At 37.3% G+C, this 22,028-nt stretch carries 21 protein-coding genes and 2 tRNA genes; 15 read left to right on the forward strand and 8 right to left on the reverse strand.

From position 1 onward, the window contains the following. Positions 1-183 precede the first annotated feature (183 nt). From lysA to HHL23_RS02860, 4 genes are all read right to left on the reverse strand, one after another. Entirely contained in the window at positions 184-1,383 is a 1,200-nt protein-coding gene (lysA, locus tag HHL23_RS02845) for a diaminopimelate decarboxylase (protein ID WP_185194851.1), read from the reverse strand. A gap of 260 nt (positions 1,384-1,643) precedes the next feature. Then, the gene (locus tag HHL23_RS02850) at positions 1,644-2,867 is read right to left on the reverse strand and encodes a 3'-5' exonuclease (RefSeq protein WP_169233316.1); all 1,224 of its coding nucleotides are present in this window, start codon (positions 2,865-2,867) and stop codon (positions 1,644-1,646) included. A gap of 11 nt (positions 2,868-2,878) precedes the next feature. Beyond that, positions 2,879-3,229 (reverse strand): hypothetical protein, encoded by a 351-nt coding sequence (locus tag HHL23_RS02855; protein WP_169233317.1) that lies wholly within the window; start codon positions 3,227-3,229, stop codon positions 2,879-2,881. Positions 3,230-3,264: 35 nt separating this feature from the next. After that, positions 3,265-4,791: a helicase HerA-like domain-containing protein gene (locus tag HHL23_RS02860; RefSeq protein WP_169233318.1), complete on the reverse strand. Its 1,527-nt coding sequence runs from the start codon at positions 4,789-4,791 to the stop codon at positions 3,265-3,267. A gap of 378 nt (positions 4,792-5,169) precedes the next feature. Here HHL23_RS02860 and HHL23_RS02865 point away from each other — a divergent pair, with 378 nt between their 5' ends. The 3 genes from HHL23_RS02865 to HHL23_RS02875 all read left to right on the forward strand — a co-directional run bounded on the left by HHL23_RS02865 (position 5,170) and on the right by HHL23_RS02875 (position 7,323). Further along, the gene (locus HHL23_RS02865; protein WP_169233319.1) at positions 5,170-6,579 is read left to right on the forward strand and encodes an MBL fold metallo-hydrolase; all 1,410 of its coding nucleotides are present in this window, start codon (positions 5,170-5,172) and stop codon (positions 6,577-6,579) included. Between the two features lie 4 nt (positions 6,580-6,583). Further along, positions 6,584-6,958 carry a rhodanese-like domain-containing protein gene (locus tag HHL23_RS02870; RefSeq protein ID WP_169233320.1) on the forward strand — a complete coding sequence of 125 codons (375 nt, stop codon included), beginning with the start codon at positions 6,584-6,586 and terminating at the stop codon, positions 6,956-6,958. A gap of 65 nt (positions 6,959-7,023) precedes the next feature. Continuing rightward, complete coding sequence (locus HHL23_RS02875; protein WP_169233321.1) at positions 7,024-7,323, forward strand: thioredoxin family protein; 300 nt, start codon at positions 7,024-7,026, stop codon at positions 7,321-7,323. A gap of 81 nt (positions 7,324-7,404) precedes the next feature. Here HHL23_RS02875 and HHL23_RS02880 read toward each other — a convergent pair whose 3' ends face one another. After that, positions 7,405-8,157, reverse strand: coding sequence for a nitrilase-related carbon-nitrogen hydrolase (locus tag HHL23_RS02880; protein WP_169233322.1), 753 nt, complete (start codon positions 8,155-8,157; stop codon positions 7,405-7,407). Between the two features lie 102 nt (positions 8,158-8,259). Between HHL23_RS02880 and HHL23_RS02885 the strand changes: the two genes are divergently transcribed. The 6 genes from HHL23_RS02885 (at position 8,260) to HHL23_RS02910 (ending at position 14,606) form a co-directional block, all read left to right on the forward strand. Next, positions 8,260-8,700, forward strand: a complete 441-nt coding sequence (locus tag HHL23_RS02885; RefSeq protein ID WP_169233323.1) for a DUF6646 family protein — start codon at positions 8,260-8,262, stop codon at positions 8,698-8,700. A gap of 103 nt (positions 8,701-8,803) precedes the next feature. Then, positions 8,804-10,285 carry an RIP metalloprotease RseP gene (rseP, locus tag HHL23_RS02890; RefSeq protein ID WP_169233324.1) on the forward strand — a complete coding sequence of 494 codons (1,482 nt, stop codon included), beginning with the start codon at positions 8,804-8,806 and terminating at the stop codon, positions 10,283-10,285. Positions 10,286-10,366: 81 nt separating this feature from the next. Beyond that, positions 10,367-10,443, forward strand: a tRNA-Asn gene (locus HHL23_RS02895). Between the two features lie 86 nt (positions 10,444-10,529). Continuing rightward, on the forward strand, positions 10,530-11,249 hold the full coding sequence (locus HHL23_RS02900) for an AAA family ATPase (protein WP_169233325.1): 720 nt from the start codon (positions 10,530-10,532) through the stop codon (positions 11,247-11,249). 137 nt (positions 11,250-11,386) lie between these two features. Next, positions 11,387-11,460: transfer RNA gene (locus HHL23_RS02905), tRNA-Asn, on the forward strand. A gap of 617 nt (positions 11,461-12,077) precedes the next feature. Further along, positions 12,078-14,606: a DUF5686 family protein gene (locus tag HHL23_RS02910; protein WP_228464594.1), complete on the forward strand. Its 2,529-nt coding sequence runs from the start codon at positions 12,078-12,080 to the stop codon at positions 14,604-14,606. A gap of 243 nt (positions 14,607-14,849) precedes the next feature. Here the strand turns inward: HHL23_RS02910 and HHL23_RS22970 are convergent, their stop codons facing one another. The 3 genes from HHL23_RS22970 to rplU all read right to left on the reverse strand — a co-directional run bounded on the left by HHL23_RS22970 (position 14,850) and on the right by rplU (position 16,060). Then, on the reverse strand, positions 14,850-15,017 hold the full coding sequence (locus HHL23_RS22970; protein WP_449386646.1) for a bacteriocin-like protein: 168 nt from the start codon (positions 15,015-15,017) through the stop codon (positions 14,850-14,852). Between the two features lie 197 nt (positions 15,018-15,214). Then, positions 15,215-15,472, reverse strand: a complete 258-nt coding sequence (rpmA, locus tag HHL23_RS02915) for a 50S ribosomal protein L27 (RefSeq protein ID WP_034726841.1) — start codon at positions 15,470-15,472, stop codon at positions 15,215-15,217. A gap of 12 nt (positions 15,473-15,484) precedes the next feature. Next, positions 15,485-16,060, reverse strand: a complete 576-nt coding sequence (gene rplU / locus HHL23_RS02920) for a 50S ribosomal protein L21 (protein ID WP_072925762.1) — start codon at positions 16,058-16,060, stop codon at positions 15,485-15,487. 404 nt (positions 16,061-16,464) lie between these two features. On the opposite strand from rplU, the gene HHL23_RS02925 reads away from it, so the two are divergent. The 6 genes from HHL23_RS02925 (at position 16,465) to HHL23_RS02950 (ending at position 22,028) form a co-directional block, all read left to right on the forward strand. Continuing rightward, the gene (locus tag HHL23_RS02925) at positions 16,465-17,352 is read left to right on the forward strand and encodes a neutral zinc metallopeptidase (protein WP_169233326.1); all 888 of its coding nucleotides are present in this window, start codon (positions 16,465-16,467) and stop codon (positions 17,350-17,352) included. 114 nt (positions 17,353-17,466) lie between these two features. After that, positions 17,467-18,555 (forward strand): acyltransferase family protein, encoded by a 1,089-nt coding sequence (locus HHL23_RS02930; RefSeq protein WP_169233327.1) that lies wholly within the window; start codon positions 17,467-17,469, stop codon positions 18,553-18,555. Between the two features lie 75 nt (positions 18,556-18,630). Further along, complete coding sequence (gene miaE / locus HHL23_RS02935; RefSeq protein ID WP_169233328.1) at positions 18,631-19,209, forward strand: tRNA-(ms[2]io[6]A)-hydroxylase; 579 nt, start codon at positions 18,631-18,633, stop codon at positions 19,207-19,209. Positions 19,210-19,233: 24 nt separating this feature from the next. After that, on the forward strand, positions 19,234-19,851 hold the full coding sequence (locus HHL23_RS02940) for a DUF502 domain-containing protein (RefSeq protein ID WP_169233329.1): 618 nt from the start codon (positions 19,234-19,236) through the stop codon (positions 19,849-19,851). 147 nt (positions 19,852-19,998) lie between these two features. Beyond that, the gene (locus HHL23_RS02945) at positions 19,999-20,919 is read left to right on the forward strand and encodes a DsbA family protein (protein WP_169233330.1); all 921 of its coding nucleotides are present in this window, start codon (positions 19,999-20,001) and stop codon (positions 20,917-20,919) included. A gap of 23 nt (positions 20,920-20,942) precedes the next feature. After that, positions 20,943-22,028, forward strand: coding sequence for an FAD-dependent oxidoreductase (locus HHL23_RS02950; RefSeq protein ID WP_169233331.1), 1,086 nt, complete (start codon positions 20,943-20,945; stop codon positions 22,026-22,028).

Raw genomic sequence — 22,028 nt, forward strand, 5'->3', positions numbered from 1 at the left:
ACATATTGACCTGATAATAATCCAAAAAAGACAGTTTTAAACTAATACGTTTTTTTAAAATAAAACTCACCTTCATCTTCTTAAAAACTTAACTGTCAATGGTTAGAATCCAATATATCCTATCTTCTTTCAAACAAAAAACTCCGCAAATTACTGCGGAGTTTATATAGCTTCTATCTGATTTTAGATTACTTCTATCTGATTTCTTAAGAGATCCTCAAATTCGTCTCTTTTACGGATCAGGTGTGCCTTTCCGTCTAAGAATAACACTTCAGCAGGTTTCAATCTTGAATTGAAGTTGGAACTCATTTCAAAACCGTACGCTCCTGCATTATGGAAAGCCAGAATATCGCCTTCTCTTACTTCATTCAGCTTTCTGTCCCATGCAAAAGTATCGGTTTCGCAGATGTTTCCTACTACGGTATAGATCCTTTCCGCTCCTTTTGGATTTGAAAGGTTTTCGATCTTGTGATAAGAGTCATAGAACATCGGACGGATCAGGTGGTTAAATCCAGAGTTTACCCCTACAAAAACAGTAGCTGTGGTCTGCTTGATCACATTGGCTTTCACCAAAAGGTAACCGCTCTTTCCTACGAGGAATTTTCCAGGCTCAAACCATAATTCGAACTTTTTTCCTGTAGATTTTGTGAACTGAGACAATACGTTTTCTACTTTTTTCCCTAACGTTTTTACATCTGTTTCTTCTTCACTGTCCTGGTAAGGAATTTTGAAACCGCTTCCCATATCCAGATATTTAAGATTCGGGAAATGCTCAGCAAGTTCCAGCATGATATCCAGTGCCTGAAGGAAAACGTCAGGATCTTTGATCTCACTTCCTGTGTGCATGTGAAGACCTTCTACATTAAGGTTGGTACTTTTCATCACTCTTTCGATATGACGAACCTGGTGAATGGAGATCCCGAATTTACTGTCGATATGTCCTGTTGAAATTTTATAATTTCCACCGGCAAAAATATGCGGGTTAATTCTTACAAGGATAGGATATGTACTTCCGTATTTATTCCCGAATTGTTCAAGAATAGAAATGTTATCTATGTTAATATGAACTCCAAAAGTCATTGCTTCTTCTATTTCAGCCAAGTCAACACAATTGGGAGTAAACAATATTTTTTCTTTCGGAAATCCTACCTTTAGTCCAAGTTTAACTTCGTTAATAGATACACAATCCAAAGAAGCACCCAGGTTCTTGACATACTTCAAAATGTTGATGTTCGTCAACGCCTTTGCCGCATAGAAAAACTTTGTGTGTTTTAAAAAAGAAGATGTAAGTTTCTCATATTGCACTTTGATGGATTCAGCATCATAAACATACACCGGGGTGCCAAACTCAGTGGCAATCTTTAATAATTCTTTTGAATTCATAATTTCATTTTAACATAAAAAAAGGCAGATTCTTAGATAAAGAGCCTGCCACATTAATTATTTTTATGCAAGACAAGTCTTTTAAATATTCCAAACCTTAGAGAACTTTATAGTTCCCTTTTTTCCAGTTTTAATATGTTTAAAATTTTGCATTGCTCTATTTTATTTTTTACAAAAATACTATTTATTTTTTATTTTAGGAAAATTGATTTAAAAGCATCTTATTTTTGATAAAAACTTCTAAAGTCTAAATTTCTCTGTTATTTTGGCAATGGTAAGGTCTCAAAATCGCCACGAAGCAATGCCAGCTGCAGATCATTGTGTAAATCTGTTGAAGGTAAAGGAAGATCAATCTTCAGTTTTGAGATCTTGCTCATGGTCTGAATCTGGGTAAACAGGTCATAAAAACCATACGACATTATTTTTCCGTTTTCAATGATCAGGAACATTTTTTCGCCCAATTTTCGGCCTTGACCGAGCCAGAGTTCATTTCTTTTTCTGAAATCTATTTTTTTAATAAACGCATTAATATCATTAAATTCTTCCTGAAGGCCAATGAACTGAACGGCTTTTGTTCCTTGGGTAAATGCTTTGAATTTGAGGAGGGGTTTTTCTGTTTTGTTCAGTTTATTCTTTTCAACAATGTATTTATTATTTCTAAAATAAAGCCCAAACGGAAATACTTCCTTTTTCTTGATGTTTTTGGAATTCAGGACCAGCTTTGCAATAATATCTGTTCCTGTAAGTTCATAATTGATCTGCTCTACATCTTTCTGGATCTGTTCCCACTTTTTGGACTTGGAATTAAAGATTTTCTTTGAAAACTTATTAATATCCTGAACGTAATCGGATAAAATAATTTTTCCGGCCTCATTCTGGAAATAGACAAATCCTTTTTCATTGGGCAGATCCTGAGTCAGGATCTTGATCTTATTGATGTATGTTTTCGAATTGGTTTCGTCGTGCTGTTTCTGGATGATCTCATTCTCTGTATCTTTTGAGATCAAAAGTTTGAACAGTTCCAACGTTGCCCTTGCATCCCCTTCAGCTCTGTGATGATTTGTCAATGGAATTCCCAAAGATTTCACCAGTTTTCCCAATGAGTAACTTACCTCATCCGGAATCATTTTTTTTGCTAAAGGAATGGTATCTAAAGTATTGGTCTGAAAATCATACCCAAGCCTTTTAAAAGACTGGCGGAGCATTCTGTAGTCAAAATCAATATTATGCCCCACAAGTGTGGTATTCTGAGTAATTTCAATGACTCTTTTTGCTATTTCATGAAATTTTGGGGCGGTTTTAACCATTTTGGGCGTTATACTTGTCAGTTTCTGCACAAAAGGGGTAATATCGCTTTCAGGATTAACGAGAGAGATGAACTGGTCAGTAATTTTCTGACCATCATACCTGTAGATGGCTATATCTATAATGCATTCGTCTCTATAACCTGCACCATTACTTTCTATATCTATAATCGAATACATTGAATTTTTAATTATACTGCTAATTTTTTTATATTAATATTAATAATCCCGGTCATCATCAATCCAAAGCTTAACGTTATGACGCTTAGTACATAACCCATGCCATATGTCCATAACCGCTGCAATTGTGCCTGCTGCACATCTTTGATATTGGAACCCAATACAGCAGAAAGTACAAACAGGCTGATAAAGGAAATTATTCCGCCAAATAACTGATACAGCCATTTTTTATTTACCAATAAAGGCAGTGCGGCTAAAATAACAAAAAATATATCAAAAAAAGTAAAACGTGTATTGATACTGTCCATAACCAGATTCAAAATAGCCATTCCAATACAATAAAAAGCTGATACTCTTTTCATAGCAGATTATTTTTTATAGAATAAATTTTAAAATCCTATCTCCTTCTTCCACCCAGTCCGAACATTCCAAGGATGGCTTTTGCCCCTTCACGCATCAATGTGCTGGTAAAAGTTCTTCCGGCTTTGCTTTGAAGCACCTGTTCAAACATTCCGGGTTCTTCTTTCACTGGTTTTGTTTTTTGGGTTGGTGCAGAATTTTGGGCTGCCTGCTCCATTCTGTTCGTTAACATTTCATAAGCCGAATCCTTATCAACGGGCTCTTCGTATTTAGCGACTAAAGAAGAATTTCCCGTCAGTTCTGAAATTTCCGCATCACTCAGAACATCCATTCTGGACTCAGGAGAGATCAGATAAGTGTGTACAAGTGGTGTAGGAATCCCTTTTTCATCTAAAGCGGTGATAAATGCTTCTCCAATTCCAAGATTCTGGATCAGGCTGGATGCATTATAAAATTCTGTTGTAGGATAATTTTCAACAGCTTTAGTAATCTCTTTTTTATCTTTTGCCGTAAAACCTCTCAATGCATGCTGGATCTTCAGTCCTAGTTGTGATAAAACATTCTCAGGTACATCACCCGGAATCTGTGTAATAAAATAGATCCCGACCCCTTTGGAGCGGATCAGTTTTACCATTGTTTCAATTTGTGAAAGTAGTGCTTTTGAAGATTCATCAAAGATCAGGTGAGCTTCGTCTATGAAAAGGACTAATTTAGGTTTTCCGCTGTCTCCTTCTTCAGGGAAAGTCATATAAATTTCCGCAAAAAGCGAAAGCATAAATGTGGAAAAAAGTTGCGGTTTGCTTTGTATTTCAGCAACTCTTAAGATATTGACCACTCCTTTTCCATCTCTGGTTTCAAGAAGATCGTGCACATCGAAACTTAATTCTCCAAAGAAATCAGATGCACCTTGCTGTTCCAGGGCAACAATAGATCTCAGGATCGTACCTAATGAAGCCGGAGCTATGGATCCGTAATTGGCGGACAGTTCAGCTTTTCCCTGTGCATTGTCAGTAACATATTGCAGAACTTTCTTTAAATCGTTTAGATCGATTAACGGAAGACCTTTATCGTCACAGTATTTAAAGACAATAGACATAATACTCTGTTGGGTATCATTCAGTTCCAGGATCTTGCTTAATAAAACCGGTCCGAATTCTGTCACGGTAGCTCTTAGTTTCACCCCTTTTCCACCGGAAATACTCATCAGCTCTACCGGAAAAGCCTGCGGATTATAAGGAAGCTGTGTTTTAGCATATCTTTCTTCAATCACAGGATTCATCAGGCCAGCTTCTGCTATTCCTGAAAAATCTCCTTTAATATCCAAAACCAAGGAAGGAACTCCTGCATGAGAAAGCTGTTCCGCAAAAACCTGAAGTGTTTTTGTTTTACCTGTTCCTGTTGCCCCTGCAATAAGACCATGACGGTTGATTGTTTTCAAAGGAATCGTTACGTTGACTTCCGGTACCACTTCCCCGTTCAGCATTCCTTTTCCCAGTATAATGTGCTCTCCTTTTGGAGTATATCTTGTATTCAGTTCTTCAATAAATTGTGCTTTATCTGCCATTTGATCTTTTTTTAACATCTAAATATAAAAGTTTTTGTAAAACATTTGGTCATTAAAGTGAAATTCCAGAATAAACTTAGTTAATAAACCCTGAAAATCTCCCTGACAGCCATCATCTGCAAATTTTAAACCACTAACAAGAAGGAATTATAGAATTTCTATAGCCATTGACTCTAAACAATTATTTCGATTTTCCGGACATGATAAAAAACATTGTATTAAATCACTTTTCCACGAGACACCTTTTCCGTTTGAAAAACAAAGGATTTTAAGGCTGCCACACACAGAATATTGAAAGAAACTATCGCGTGGATTTAACATTTCATTTACATTTCATCTAATACTTTGTATCTTTATCTAAAATTTAAAAAAGACCCAATGAAAATTGAACAAATATATACGGGCTGTCTGGCTCAGGGTGCCTATTATATTGTATCAGAAAATGAAGCTGCCATTATTGATCCATTGAGAGAGGTAAAACCTTATCAGGATCGTCTTGAAAAAGACAATGTTACTTTAAAATATATTTTTGAGACCCATTTCCATGCTGATTTTGTTTCAGGACATTTGGATCTAAGTCAAAAAACAGGAGCTCCAATTGTTTACGGACCTACTGCTCAGCCTGCATTTGAGGCTACCATTGCTGAAGACAACCAGATCTTTGAGATCGGAAACATAAAGATAAAAGTACTTCATACTCCGGGACACACCATGGAGAGCACAACTTATCTGCTAATCGATGAAAACGGCGTTGAAACGGCCATTTTCACAGGAGACACTCTATTTTTGGGTGACGTCGGGAGACCTGACCTTGCGCAGAAGGCAACCAATCTTACTCAGGAAGATCTGGCAGGAATTCTGTATGACAGTCTTCACTCCAAGATCATTCCACTGGACGACAGTATTACCGTTTATCCTGCACATGGCGCCGGTTCAGCATGTGGAAAGAATATGCAGAAGGAAACAGTGGATATCCTGGGAAATCAGAAAAAAACCAATTACGCACTTAACCAACCGGACAAGGAATCCTTTATCAGAGAGGTTCTTGACGGTCTTACCGCTCCCCCGAAATATTTCGGAATGAACGTAGCGATGAACAAAGGCGGATACGAGAGTCTGGATGTCGTGATGAATAAAGGCTTAAGTCCAATTAATGCAGAAGATTTTGAAGCTTTCGCAGAAGATACAGGGGCCTTGATTTTAGATACAAGAAGCCCGGCAGAGTTCCATAAAGGATTTATTCCTAATTCTGTCAATATAGGCTTAAAAGGAGATTTCGCACCATGGGTTGGAAATATGATCGTAGATGTAAAACATCCTATTTTACTGGTTACTGAGGAAGGAACTGAAGAAGAAGTTATTACCCGATTAAGCAGAGTTGGTTTCGACAATGTGGTAGGGTATCTTAATGGCAGTTTCAGTGCATGGAAAAGTGCCGGAAAAGAAATTGACGAGGTCAAAAGAATTTCCCCTTCTGAATTTGCAGAGCAGTTTACAGAGAATGCTACAGTGATTGATGTGAGAAAACTAAGCGAATATTCTGCAGAACATGTTGACAATGCATTCAACAAACCATTGGATACAATAAGTGATTGGGTAAAGACCATTGATGATTCCGAACATTTCTTCCTGCATTGCGCCGGAGGATACAGAAGCATGATTGCAGCAAGCATTCTTAACGCACACGGAATCAGAAACTTTACTGAAATAGAAGGAGGCTTCGGCGGTATTAAAAAGACAGAAAAATTACCAACTACTGATTTTGTATGCCAGTCAAAAACTTTATAGGATAATGAAAGTAAGGATTTTTGGATTTATCCTAGCTTCAGCTTTAGTGCTAACAGCCTGTAAAACAACAGGTCTCAATATTGCTCCAAAGGCAGACCTCAGAGAAGTAGTTAACAGTTCGGATGTTATCTTAGTAGATGTAAGAATTCCGGAACAGTACGAAGCAGGAACTGCAAAAAACGCCATTAACATTCCATTAGCTGAACTACAGAATACGATGGATTCGCTGAAAGGCAAAAAAGTAGTTGTTTTCTGTAATAAAGGAATACAGGCAGACCAGGCTATGGAAATCCTAAATAAAAACGGTGTGGAAGCATACGACGGAACCAGCTGGAAAAATGTAAAAGCGATTCAGGATGAGAAACTATCCGGAAAATAAAAATACAATTAAATTATTAAGATTGATCACAGTGAATCTTGATGATTTAGATAAAAACTAAAACTATGTCACAAAAATTTCAGGAAATCATCAATTCGGAAAGACCGGTACTTATTGACTTTTTTGCTACCTGGTGTCAGCCATGTAAAGTACAGTCCTCTGTTTTAAATACCGTAAAGGAAAATATCGGCGAAGGAGCCCGAATCATCAAAGTAGATGTAGACCAATATCCAGCTTTGGCAGCACAATATGGTGTAAGAGGTGTTCCGACATTGGCTGTCTTCAAAAACGGAGAACTTTTATGGAAAGAAAGCGGCGTCCATGATGTGAATACACTTACAGAGCTGCTTAATCAATATTCTTAAACTATTTAGGTTGAGGCTAAGATTAAGACTAAGGTAGAACATTTTCTAATCTCAGTCTTAATCTTAACCTTATTCTCAAACCTATAAATCTATTGAAAAACGATCTCTGTCATTCAGAAACTGGAAGTGCTGTCTGAAATCTTTTAACTCATCCATATTCAAGTCTGCGGAGACGATATTTCCTTCTTTTTTAGAAATTTCCGTTCCGTCTGCAAAAAAGCAGTGTGAACTTTCCTGATAAAAAAGGTTATTTCCATCTGTTCCAATCCTGTTTAACCCAAAAACAAAAGACAGGTTTTCGATGGCTCTGGCTTTTAAAAGATGTTCCCAGGCTCCTACTCTCTTTTCAGGCCAGTTGGCGATATACAAAACAGCATCATAATCACCATTATTCCTTGCAAATACCGGAAAACGAAGGTCATAGCATACCTGAAGTAATATCCGGACTCCTTTATAATCCACAATGACTCTTTTATGTCCCGGACTATACACTTTATCTTCTCCTGAAAAAGAAAACAGATGTCTTTTATCATAGAAAACACTTTCGGAATCAGGCTGTACAAAATACATCCTGTTATAAAAATGCCCACCCTGTTCTACCGGAGCACTTCCACAGAAGGCCGCATTTTTTTCTTTTGACATCTTTTTCAGAAACTCCAGAGACTCTTCATATCTGTCCGAAACTTCAGCCGCATCCATACAAAAACCGGTAGAGAACATTTCAGGAAGCAGGAAAATATCAGCTTCCTGATCCTTCAGCTGATCCTCGATCAATTGAAAATTTTTGTCCTTATTTTTCCAGACAATATCTAAATTAAGCCCTGCAATTCTCATAAACTTTGTTAAAAAACTTCACTAAAAATACGATTTTTCAATGATTTCGGTTCTATTTTTGATGAGGATATTTTTCATTCGTATCATTTAAAAGTAAAATTTATGAAGAAATTGTTTTTTGTGTTGATGATGGCATTTTTAGGAACAGCAGCCAATGCGCAGGCTTACACCGGAAAAGGTGACCAGAAAATTCAGCTTGGACTGAGTGCCTGGGGATATGGAACAGGAGTGACAGGAACTTATGACTATGGACTGAATAAGCTTGTATCAGTGGGAGCAGGACTTAATGCTTACTTTAGTGATTATAAAGATAATGACAAAGACAACCGTGTTTTTGTATTCGGAAGGGTGAATTTTCATCTTCAGGAAGCCCTTGACCTGCCTTCTAAATGGGATATCTACCCGGGAGTTGATGTTGGTGTATTAGGTAAGGATTTTGGGATTGGAGCCCACATCGGAGCGCGTTACTTTTTCACAGAGAAAGTGGGCGTTTTTGCAGAAGTAGGCAACAACGGCAGTATAGGTGTTTCTTTCAATCTGTAAGATCAGCTCAATATATGACAAAGCTTCTCATTTAGAGGGGCTTTTTTATTTGGCATAGTTTTGATAATTCTTACCTTTGCAAATTAAAATCTAAAAATTATTAATGGAATTAGCAATCAAGATTTTCCAGTTCATACTAAGTATTTCTATTTTAGTGGTTCTTCATGAGCTTGGACACTTTTTACCGGCAAAATGGTTTAAGACCAGAGCTGAGAAATTCTTCCTGTTTTTTGATCCATGGTTTTCTATCTTTTCCATGAAGAAAATCAACGGAAAATGGCAGTATAAGGTTCTTTCTAAAAACCTTCCGGACACAGAAACTATCGTAGTAGACGGAAAAGAGAAAGAAGTTCCTATCGATATATCAAAACTTTCTGACAACGACTGGAGAAAACATCCTGAGCAGACAAAATACGGAATCGGATGGCTTCCTTTCGGTGGTTACGTAAAAATTGCGGGAATGATCGACGAAAGCATGGACACTGAGCAGATGAAAAAACCTGCCGAGCCATGGGAGTTCAGATCTAAACCGGCATGGCAGAGACTGATCATTATGCTTGGAGGGGTTACTGTTAACTTTTTCCTTGCCTGGATCATTTTCGGAAGCCTTTCGTACTTCAACGGAGAAACTTCTTTTGATACCACGAAAGTAGATACCCCGATGCATTATACCAATATTGCGAAAGCAATGGGCTTTGAAGACGGCGATAAGATCTTAAAAGTAGACGGAAAAGTTCAGAACAATCTGGATAAACTGTCTTTAGATATTTTATTGAGTGATCAAGTAACTGTTTTAAGAAAAGGTAAAAACGTTACTTTCAACACGAATGACGACGGAAAAGCACTGGCTTTCAAAGATGAGAACCCAAGAGCATTCCTTACGCCAAGATATGCACCTGTTATTGACACCATTGTGAATCCTAAAACTGCTGAAGCAGGTTTAAAAATAGGTGATCAGGTAGTTTCAGTCAATGGTCAGAAAATCAGTTATTACGATGAACTGCAAGGGGTTGTTGTAAAAAACGCAGGAAAAGCGATTAATATGGAAGTATTAAGAGCTGGTGCATTACAGCCTTTAAGCCTTCAGGTTTCTAAAGAGGGTACATTAGGAATTGCGTCTTATAAGCAAATGCAAAAGTTCGTCAATACACAGCATTTTACTTTTGTAGAGTCTATCGGAAGAGGATTTACCAGAAGTATTGAAAGTTTGACGTATCAGGTGAAGCAGTTTAAACTGGTATTCAACAAGAAAGTTCAGGGATATAAGAAAGTGGGCGGTCCTTTGGCGATCATCAAGAATATGCCGGTAGAGAAGTCGAAAGACGGATCAGTATCGGTTAACTGGAGCATGTTCTGGAGTTTTACAGCTATGTTCTCTGTATGGTTGGCATTCCTGAACCTGATTCCTATCCCAGGCCTTGATGGAGGACACGTATTATTTACATTATGGGAAGTGATTACGGGAAAACCTGTCCCTCAAAAAGTATTGGAAAATGCACAGATGATCGGGGTTATCTTCCTGTTAGGATTGATGGTACTGATCTTCGGAAGTGATATCTTTAAAGCGGTTACCGGCAGTTTATAATTTTTTTGAATTTTTTTCTAAAAAATATTTGTAGGGTATAAATATTCGTCCTATATTTGCACCACTTAAAACAAAGGACATTCCTCCTTAGCTCAGTTGGTTAGAGCATCTGACTGTTAATCAGAGGGTCGCTGGTTCGAGCCCAGCAGGAGGAGCCAAAAAAGACTTACAGAAATGTAGGTCTTTTTTATTTTGCATACATTTTGCTTGATGGAAGTTGACTCTATTTAATCAAACAAGCACGATGCCCTACCTATCCCGGATTTATTTAAAGGATAACCATCCAAACGACTATCCCTTCAATCTGCCTTTTCTGAAGGAAGGTTTAGATCTAAGACTTAAAAGCAATGTCACCTTTTTTGTTGGCGAAAACGGAATCGGAAAATCCACTTTGTTGGAAGCCATTGCAGAAAAGTGTGATTTTAATGTCGCAGGAGGCAGCCGGAATCATAACTACAATTTCCATAAAACCGAATCTGAACTATCAGAATACCTTATTTTATCCTGGAAAACCAAAACCGGCCAAGGATTCTTTATGAGAGCTGAAAGCTTTTTCAACTTTGCCACTTACATCGATGAAGTTGCCAAAGAAGACAGAAGAGTATTAGACGCCTACGGAGGGAAATCCCTGCATCAACAATCACATGGTGAAGCTTTCCTTTCATTATTCCATAATCATTTCCAAAATGGCCTGTATATCCTGGACGAGCCGGAGTCTGCGCTGTCACCACAGAGGCAGCTTTCACTATTATCCGTTATTCATAAATTAGAAAAAGCAGGAAAAGCTCAATTCATTATTTCCAGCCACTCTCCCATTTTAATGAGCTATCCCGGCGCCGAAATTTATTTATTGGACGACAAAATTCAACGAACCCATTACAAAGAGACAGAGCACTATCAGCTCACCAGAAATTTTTTAGAATCTCCAGAACTCTATTTCCGGCATTTATTTGAAGATGATTAGCGTTAAATAAAAAAGATGTTGAAATATTTGTCCCTGAAATTCAACATTTTTGCTCAAAAATCACCGTTAATTAGGGATAAAACTTGCCTGATATTAATATTCCTTTTATATTTGCAGCACCTTAAACAGAGGAAAATTCCTCCTTAGCTCAGTTGGTTAGAGCATCTGACTGTTAATCAGAGGGTCGCTGGTTCGAGCCCAGCAGGAGGAGCAAAAAGACTTACAGAAATGTAGGTCTTTTTTTATGTCCAGACTTCAGATGTAACAGACATTAGCAATATTTACATCACCTCTAGTTATTTAAAACATCCCCATTAATTATTTCCACAAAAAAAATAAAAGGTGTTAATTAGATCTTCATTTTACCAATCATCTCATCTATACAAATTACTTTACTTACTTGTGGAAAAACAGCATAAAATACAAGTAAGTTGATGGAAATAAAACATTTATAATTGTTAATAACCTGTGGAAAAACTATTAAGAAGATATTAACACATCATGGAAAACACAATATAGGCATGTTAAAATCATGTGGATACCCTGACGAAAACATGTTAAAAGTCTATTGGTAACCGTTCTTTTAATCAGGATATATTGTGGAAAAGTTGTGAATAGTAAAAAAAATAAATTCCCCAACCAACCCATTCATCTTTGTTTATCTTATTCTAAAATTCACCGTAATCAGGGCATTTATTGCCACAATCTTTTACTGTTATTTTCGTTACATTTGTAGTTTTGTGATTTTTCACAGAAAACGTTAAAAAAATATGATCTTTTTTAAATAAACAGCACGCTTTTTGTTTTGCTAATTGCCTGAAGAACCAAATGATGTTAAACAACAACCCCAAATATTACAACCTATTTTTTCTGCTTTTTATAACCTGCTTGACGTATGCCCAAAACACAGCAAATGGCAAGATCACCGATGCAAAAACCAGTAAAGAAATTTCAAGTGTAGATATCTTTATCAACGACAGTACTGAGCCCTTTTTGAAAACTTCCGGGGGGAGTTTCAGTGTTCAGTCGGACAGTATTATTTATAAACTAAAATTTTCGAAAAAGAACTATTCCCCTGAAACCGTTACTATTACCCCTGAAACGGCAGACAATATTTTCGTAAAACTTTCACAGGAAAAGGAAAACACAATTGCCGAGATTGTGATCCATAACGAAAAAACTAAGTATAAAAATAAGAAGGAAAATCCCGCTTACGCTATTATGCAGGAAGTGTGGAAAAGAAAACGAAATAACGGCTTAGAAAAGTTCGACACCTATACTTATAAAGAATACGAGAAAATCCAGTTTGACGCCAATAATCTGGACAGCGCTTTTATGAGTAAAAAGATCTTCAATAAGCTGGATTTTATTTTTGACTATGCAGATTCCACAGCCAGCGGAAAGATAGGACTTCCCATATTCCTGAATGAGTCTATCTATGAAAATTTCGGGGAAAACAAACCTGGAAAAAAAATAAAAAGACTGCTGGTCGCTCAGAAAACCTCAGGATTTCAAGACAACCAGGTCATCACTATTACAGCCAAAAACCTCTACAGGGATATTAATATTTACGACAATACGTTAAATTATTTTGACATTGGATTTCCGAGCCCTGTAGGTACGAATGGATTCAGTACCTATGACTATAATTTAACAGATACCATTTCTATCCATAGCGAAAATGCTTACAAGATAAGATACCAACCCAAAAGAAAAGACGTATTAGCCTTCCAGGGATATCTTTATATAGACACAGACAGCTATGCTGTTTTGGGGGCTACTTTAAAGTCTACACAGAAGATCAATGTCAACTTTATCAACAGTATTTCCACAGAGCTGGAATATGATAATCCCGACGAGAATACATTCCTTCCAAAAAAATTCATTACAGAAATAGAACTGACTCCTTTTGCAAAAAAGAGGACTTCAAAAAGTATCATTGCCAAACGGTCGGTCGATTATTCTCAATATGAATTCAACAAACCTCTTGATGATAAGGTATTCACCCGCAGAGAGGAAGAATACGACGCTAAGTTTGTAGACAAAGACGATGCTTACTGGGTTCAGGCCAGACCGGATTCATTATCGAAATCGGAACAGGGAGTCTACGAGATGCTTGATAAGCTTCAGCAGACACCAAAATTCAACCGCATCGTTAAAATCTATGAGACACTGGCATCAGGCTATTACAACGCTTTTAAAGGCATCGATATAGGACCTATCTTTTCAATTTACGGTAAAAATGAAGTTGAAGGAGACAGAATAAGACTTGGAGCCAGAACCTATTTTGGACAAAACGACCCATGGAGAGCGCAGTTTTATACCGCATATGGATTCAAAGATCAACAGGTTAAATACGGTGCTGAAGCCCGCTATATGTTTAACAGAGTGAACAGATTCATGATTGGAGCAGGAACCAAACGAGACATCGAACAGCTGGGAGTACAACTTACCACCGATGACGGAATTATGGCTCGTACTTTTGCATCATCCACTCTTTTTGCAAGAGGAGAAAATGCTTCTTTGAGCTCTATAAACAAGACCAATATCTTTGCATCTATTGAACCGTGGAAAAACTTCCAGGTAAGAGTTGACGGAACCCTGCAGAGCATAAAATCTGCCAATCCTGAGAAATTCAGCCTAATGTACTACCGCGACGGTGATCTGAGAAAAACACTTAACGACTCTCACGTTACCCTTAGCTTAATTGCAAGACCCGGGGCAAAATTCTCCCAGACCGGAGTAGACCGCTACGAGCACGGAACACTGGCACCAACCATTATATTGAAATACACGAGAGGAATTGAAGGCCTTTTCAACGGAGACTTTAATTATAACAGACTTCAGTTTATGTTCTACAAACCGGTATTGATCGGAAGCTGGGGTAAGACGCTTATAAGCTTTGAGGCAGGAAAAACTTTCGACAATGTTCCTTTGGGGCTCCAGAATGTAATTCCCGGAAACCAATCATATAGTCTGGCGCAGAACACATTTGCACAGCTTAATTATTATGAATTTGTAGCTGACACCTATTCCACCCTTCACCTTGAACATCACTTCAATGGAAAAATACTTTCATTCATCCCATTAATCAAAAAACTGAAACTTAGGGAGATCGCATTCATCAGAAGTGCTTATGGAACTTTAAGCGATGCCTCTAAAGCGATCAATGTAGATGGATTTAAATATTCTGCCCCTAGTGAGCAAATTTATTTTGAATATGGATTCGGAATTGAAAATATTGGAATCGGAAACCTTAGAATATTCAGGGTAGACTTTAACTGGAGAGGAAATTACCTCGACAGACCGGGTATTTCTACATTTGGAATCAAAGCAGGATTCCAGGTTGGGTTTTAATCAGAAAATGAAAATAGAACAAGAACGGGCTGCATCTTCCATGAGGCAGCCCGTTCTTATTATTCTATTCCTCAAGTTCATGAACAATGACTATCCGTGATCTTACGCTTAGCATTCGCAAACCTCATCAACATAGAGCAGACTTCACCATAGTTGAAATATTATTAAAAGCATTTATGTTTGAAAAATATCGACAAAAAAACCTCAGCTTATGCTGAGGCCATTTCAATAACTTTATTTATATTAACATGGGCATGGATCCGGGTCCATAACCATATTTTTACACCTTAGCCTTTGCTGTGCCGTCCAGCTACACCATTGAACGCAAGTAGTGGCCGGAGGTGGACAAGCTAAAGCGCCTCCTTCTATTGTTCTTAATTCTTTTTTAGATAATTTTCTCAAATTTTTCATAATACTTTGTTTTTAATTTGTTGGCCTACTCTATATGCTTTTCGGCATCCGCAAATGATTTGTTATTTGATAGTTGACAAATATATAAATATTTCACAATAATTGGAATATTAACGAAAATATTTTGATTTCGCCACATATAGGCATAAAAAAACCTCAGCAAATGCCGAGGTTTAAATTTTTATAAAACGCTTAAATTATGCGTTTGCTTCTACAGATACGAAAGATCTGTTGTTTGCTTTCTTTCTGAAAACTACTTTACCGTCTACTAATGCAAACAAAGTGTGGTCTTTACCCATTCCCACGTTTTCACCTGGGTGATGTTGTGTACCTCTCTGTCTGATAATAATATTTCCGGCAATAGCTTCTTGTCCACCGAAAATCTTCACACCTAATCTCTTAGAGTGAGACTCTCTACCGTTCTTGGAACTACCGACTCCTTTCTTGTGTGCCATTTTATTACTGGATTATTTGTTAAGTGCTTTAAATGTATCAATATTCTTAACGATAGCAGCATCTACTTCTTCGTGAGTAAGAATAGTTTTTTCTAATTCCACTTTAACTGCTTTACCTAAAGTAATTAAAGTTTCTCTGTTTTCTTTAGACTGAGACAAGTTGTTTTTCTTCAAGTGATAGTTCAGCTCGTGATCTTCACTAAAGTTAACAGTTGCGTTGTCTGAAAGAACTTCAGCTTTCACAGTTTCTTTTTTAGCAGCTTTCTTAGAACCTCCTTCAAAACCAGTGATACCAGTGATTTTAATTTGAGTTAAAGATTGTCTGTGACCGTTTTTAACTTGGTAACCTTTTCTTCTTTTCTTTTTGAAAACGATTACTTTATCAGCTTTTACATGGTCTAGGATCTCTGCATCTACAGTGATACCGCTTACAGCTGGGGCGCCAACAGTGATTGAACCGTTTACAGTAAGAAGAATTTTATCAAAAGAAACCTTGTCTCCTTTTTCTCCTTTTAAACGGTTTACAAACAACTTCTGGTCTTGCTCAACTTTATATTGAAGCCCTGCTATTTCTACAATTGCAAACATTGTTTATAAATTTTTAGTTATTTCGAGGTGCAAATATATGAATAAATTTCTAAATAGCTTGCAATCAGATCTGTATTTTTTAAGAAAAACAATTTACAGTCATTTAAAGAATTCCCGGCAGTAAAATATTCAATCGCAAACACATTTTGAAAAAAAACACTTTCTTCTTGCCTACAGTTTAAAATCAGTACTCAAAGGTATATTCATGCCTACTTCTTAGTTATATCCAAGCAGAAACGAAAATCGCCTGTATAAATTCCTATCCATATTCACAAATAGGTTTATTTTTTTCACAAAAAGTAATATAAAAATAGAAATTCACTATGTTTTGAATAATTTTTTGCATTAAAGTACTCATACTTAACAGATAATTTATACCTTCGTGTTCACCAAAAAAATTTTATATGAAAAGAAACTTCAAATTCTGCTTATTAGCAGGAGCCATTGCCGCTTTCTCACTGTCAGCGTGCCGTGATGACAAAATGGAAGAATCTGTTCTTCCTGAATCTCAATCTGCAAGCTCCAAGATCGAACAGCCGGGAGATCTTCAAAAGAGCTGCTCATATGTAGATCAGAACTGGAGCTCATCTTCCTTACTCTACACTACCCTTCAGAATTCAACAGACACCAACTTTATGAATTCTCAGATGACTAAAATTGCAAGTCTGTGGGGAAGAAGCAATCCTACCCTGCGATTTGTAAATGATCCTTCCAATTTCAATTCTACGTACAATGCCATTTCTTATTCCACAGGAAAGATCTATTACGGCTATGCTATTTATTATGATGCAAAAAGCAAAGGCGGAGACATTGTCAATGCCATGATCCTTGCTCATGAATATGGTCATCAGTTACAATACATTTTTGGCCTGCCTACTGTTAATGAATCTACCGCAAGACCCAACGAACTGGAAGCAGATGGTTTTGCGGGATATTACTTAAGAAGACCCAACGGATACAACAAAACGAGTTTTGCAGAAATTGCAGCAGCATATGAATTTGCACAGAGCATCGGAGATTATCAAACCAACAGTGCAAACCACCACGGAACACCTCCACAAAGAAGATCTGCAGTACGTTTAGGTTTCCTTTTAGGGCAGTATGATCTTAATGCCGCGAATTTCGACTATAATTTCTTCTATTATTACCAGGGTGTATTAAACGGCACTTATAAAATGGGCAAAAACTCTGTAAACCCAGAGATCGATGCTTATATGAGCCAATACATGGATGAACTTAGAAAAATCCAGACCGGAGAAATTTCTGCAGAAGAATTTAAACAACTTCAGTAAACATTCATTTTTAGCATATTTAACAAAGGAGGCAGGCAGCGATGTCCTGTCTCTTTTCATTTTTATCAGTAAATATCCCAAAGTTTATTTACTTTTGACCCATATCGTACAACAATGAACAGAGACCTCTACATTGATTTTGCCAAGGGAATGGCCACACTTTCCATTATATTCATCCATACCGCTTTCTGGTCCGGACAGTTTTACATTCCCACGGAGGTCAGGGTATTTTCTCTGGTATTTGATGTGGCACTTTTTTACGCCCTGAGTGGAATTACTTCAGGATCGGACATAGAAAAAACATTCTACAGGCTATTAAAACTTCAGATCACGTATATGATCTTTGTAAGCTTTCTGTTCTTTCTGGATTACTTTTTCAAAGTATTTGGATTAACCTTTTTCTCTATGGAATGGCTCCAGAGTTTCTATTCCACCTTTGGATCCAAATATGCCGCAACCGGAGTTTCTGATGTTCCCCAATGGCAGAATCTCGGAAACTGGTACCTTCACCAGTATACCAACGCAGATACGTTCCCTGTCGTCATGGGAAGCTTCTGGTATTTGAAAGTGTATTTCATTCTTGCCGTTTTCGGAGTCCTGATCTTAAGATTTTTCCCAAAACACGTCACCTGGTTTATAGGATTGTGTCTTATTTTAACTTTACTGTTCAACGTTTTCCCCGAAATCTATCCTACAGGGCAGGTTGGGTATGTTGCTTTTTATCTGGCTATTTTTTTAATTGCCAATAGAATGCGGGGTAAGAAAATTCCTGCAAAATTGATTCCTGTCGTTTACGCAGTGGTCGCAGCAGCCTTGATATGGATGTTCTGGTATTATGGAAGTGAAATTTTTTATAAAATCAATAAAAACAAATTCCCGCCAAAGATTCCCTACATCATCTGGTCACTGTTCTCTCTTACCACCTTATTTGTCCTTTACAACAGATTAAAAATCACGAAAGAAAACTTTGTTACCCACATCGGAAAGAATGCGATTTTCTTTTATTTCGCCCAGGGAATAAGTTCTTCGCTGGTCTATTTCATTGTTGTAGCCCTAAAGGAAAATATGCCCTGGTGGGCGCTGATGGTCTTCATCTATATCATTAATATTATCCTTGCCTTCATTATTGCAGCAGGATTAAAAAAAGTAGACGATCTGGGATGGAGAATTCTGGAATTTTTAAGAAGAAAAACGGCTTCTTAATACTTTTACAGCCAATTTGAAATAAAATAATCTTTAGTATCGCAATTTATTTTAATTTTACAAAAAATTCAAAACATGTTTAAGTTGAAACTTCCTACCGATCCAAGGTGGGCAAATATTGCAGAAGGAAACATAGGAGAAATTTTAACAGATCATGCGTGGTGCGAGCAGAAAGCCACAACAAATGCCATCAGTTTAATCAATATGCTCCCAGAATACCCGGAAATTGTAACGGAACTTATTGCCATTGCGCAGGAAGAACTCGACCATTTCAGCCAGGTTCATGAGATTATTAAGAAAAGAGGATTCGTTTTCGGAAAAGCCAGAAAGGATGATTATGTCAACGAACTGGCTAAATTTGTTGTTCAGGGAAGAAGAGAAGATTTAATTGTTGATAAATTACTTTTCGCTGCTATGATTGAAGCAAGAAGCTGCGAACGGTTTAAAGTCCTTACCGAGAATATCAAAGATGAAGAGCTTAAAACATTTTATAAAGAATTAATGATTTCAGAAGCCAATCACTACACAACTTTTATTGGTTTTGCAAGACAGTTGGGCGATATCGAAAAGGTAAACAAACGCTGGGAAGAATGGCTGGAATATGAAGCCAGTATCATAAAATCTTACGGAAACAAAGAAACCATCCACGGTTAAAAATAAAAAAGTAAAAAATCCACGTTGAAAAAACCAACCTTCGAAAATATTGCTAATTTTTTCCTGAAAAATTTCTTTCAGGGGCTGGTTATTATTGGTCCTATTGGGCTCACCATCTTTGTGATCTGGTATATTGTCAGTGCTATTGACAATATCATTCCATCCGTTGCAAAGGAAATTCCCGGGCTGGTTTTCGTTTCAACAATCCTGATGACTGCCATTCTGGGCTACCTGGGAAATAAATTCGTAGTGGGAAGATTCTTTTTCGACACTATGGACAGCCTGCTGGAAAAAACGCCGGGGGTAAAACATATCTATACCCCTACAAAAGACGTCATGTCCTCATTTGTAGGAGACAAAAAGAAATTCAACCATCCTGTCTGGGTAAAAACAAATGAAAATCCGGAAATCTGGAGAATCGGTTTTCTGACCCAAAAAGAGATGTCAGACGTTGACAAGCAAAACTACGTTGCAGTCTATCTGCCTCATTCCTACGCTATTTCAGGGTGGGTAATTGTTACTGAAGAAAAAAACATCAAACCTGTAGTGGGAATGAATGCGGCTTCTGCCATGAAGTTTGCCGTAAGCGGTGGTGTAGCAGGGTTCCATTCTGACGACAATATATTTAAAGCTCCGGAGTAATTCTACTCCGCGACTCTTTCAATAATAGCTGATCCGGCTATTATTCCTCTATTCCTTTTAAATATTATGTTAACCAAAAAAATCATTTTGGACATTTTTACCTATCTACTTTTATTCATTAACTTATTTAACTCAAATACCAATAATATGAACAAGAATCCTCTTCTCAATTGCGATTACGAAAAAGGTGTATGTGAAATCCTTGAAACACCAGATGCAGAATCTTCAGCAGAACAGCTGCACGGCACCAAAGACAAGATCACAATTATTTATTATACAGACCCTATCTGCTCTTCCTGCTGGGGAATTGAGCCACAGTTAAGAAAACTGAAATTAGAATACGGAAATGCTGTAGAATTAGATTATAGAATGGGAGGACTTTTACCGTCTTGGGACATCTACAATTCCGGAGGAATCAGTAAGCCCAGTGATGTTGCCCACCATTGGGAAGAAGTAAGCCCATATTACCAAATGCCTATTGAAGGAGGTGTCTGGATTACGGACCCGTTAAATTCCTCATATCCACCGTCAATTGCTTTTAAAGCTGCACAAATGCAGGATAAAAAGAAAGCAGTGGTCTATCTGAGGGTTCTCCGTGAAATGGTTTTTCTTGACAAATTAAACATCACAAAACTTGAACATCTTGAAAAAGCGGCGGAACTTTCCGGATTAAATGTAAGTCAATGGAAAGAAGATTATGAATCCAAAGCTCAGATCGAATTCAAAAAAGACCTTGATCTTGGACGTCAGCTTGGGGTAAGAGGCTTCCCTACCCTGATCTTCACCAAAGACGATGAAATTTTAGACATCCTTTACGGAGTGAAGCCTTACGCAGATTTTGAACACAGAATAAAAAAAATAAGCGCTGACGCTAAAAAAGAAGAATATTCTTTAGAACCTGATCAGCTATTCGCCATTTATCCCACGTTAACCACTCAGGAATTTGCAGTCCTTTCAAATATTTCTTTCGAAAAAGCATTTGAAAAACTTCAGAAACTCACAGAAGAAGACAAAGTTTCCCGCAAAAAGTATAAAAACGGAGATCTTTGGATTTTTAATAAAAACTAATAACACTATTTAAACTAATAAGGATGTACAAAGTTGCAATCATTGGAGCAGGAGTATCGGGATTAAGCATGGCCAATTATTTGGAAAAAAACAATATCGACTACCATATTTACGAAAGGAGAACCCAAAATGACCTCAAAGGACATGGATTTATCCTTCCTAAAGAAGGTATTGAATTTCTTTCCAACATTATTGATATCAACGATCTCTACACAAAGGGCCGTTTTTTGAAAAAGTATCTTCATTACCATCAAAACGGTGAGATTCTTTCCGAAAAAGACCTGGAAGATGTTTTTGTGGTTTCAAGAAGTACTTTGATAGAGATTTTGGCCGAAGGTATTCCTGCCGATAAGATATCATACAACACAACAGTCACCCTTAATGGTTATTCCGAAAAAAAAGCGTGCATCACGATCAATGACACTGCATCTTTAGAAGCTGATGTGGTGATCGCTTCAGACGGTTCCAGAAGCAGGATAAGAAGAAAAACTTTTGAAGACGAAAAAATGAAAGCTGTCCTGGAAAATGAAGTGGTAAATATCATAGAAAATGAAGAAATTGCCAGCAAACTCGACAATAATTTTTTGAAGTTTCATCATGAAGATGGCGGTCTGACTTTCGGAGTCCTAAAGCTTTCCACAACAAAAATTCTCTGGTACTGCCAGTTTGATATTACCAGATTCTTTATCAATGAAGATTACACCCCGGATTGTATCAAACAGTTCATCCTCGATAATTTCGGTGACTGGAATCCTCTGGTTTCGTCTATTATCAATGATTCATCTTATGAAAATGCACACATCTGGAGGGTTTATGAATTAGAAAAGCTTAATCCCTTTTATCACGAAAATGTGGTATTCATAGGCGATGCAGCCCATCCATTGATTCCTTTTACAAGCCAGGGCGTTACCTCAGCCCTGAAAGACTCTTTTATGCTGACCAATCTCTTAATGGAAGGAAATACGCTTTCCCAGACCTTCGAAAAGTATAATGAGGAGAGAAAGGCTGAAATTGAAATTCATATCAATAACGGAAGAGCATTATTGAACCAATTCCTGCTGCCATTAAACGAACAGCAAAAAAATACATTACCCATTTCATACAAATAA

The sequence above is a fragment of the Chryseobacterium antibioticum genome, assembly GCF_012927325.1.
Lineage (GTDB): Bacteria > Bacteroidota > Bacteroidia > Flavobacteriales > Weeksellaceae > Chryseobacterium > Chryseobacterium antibioticum.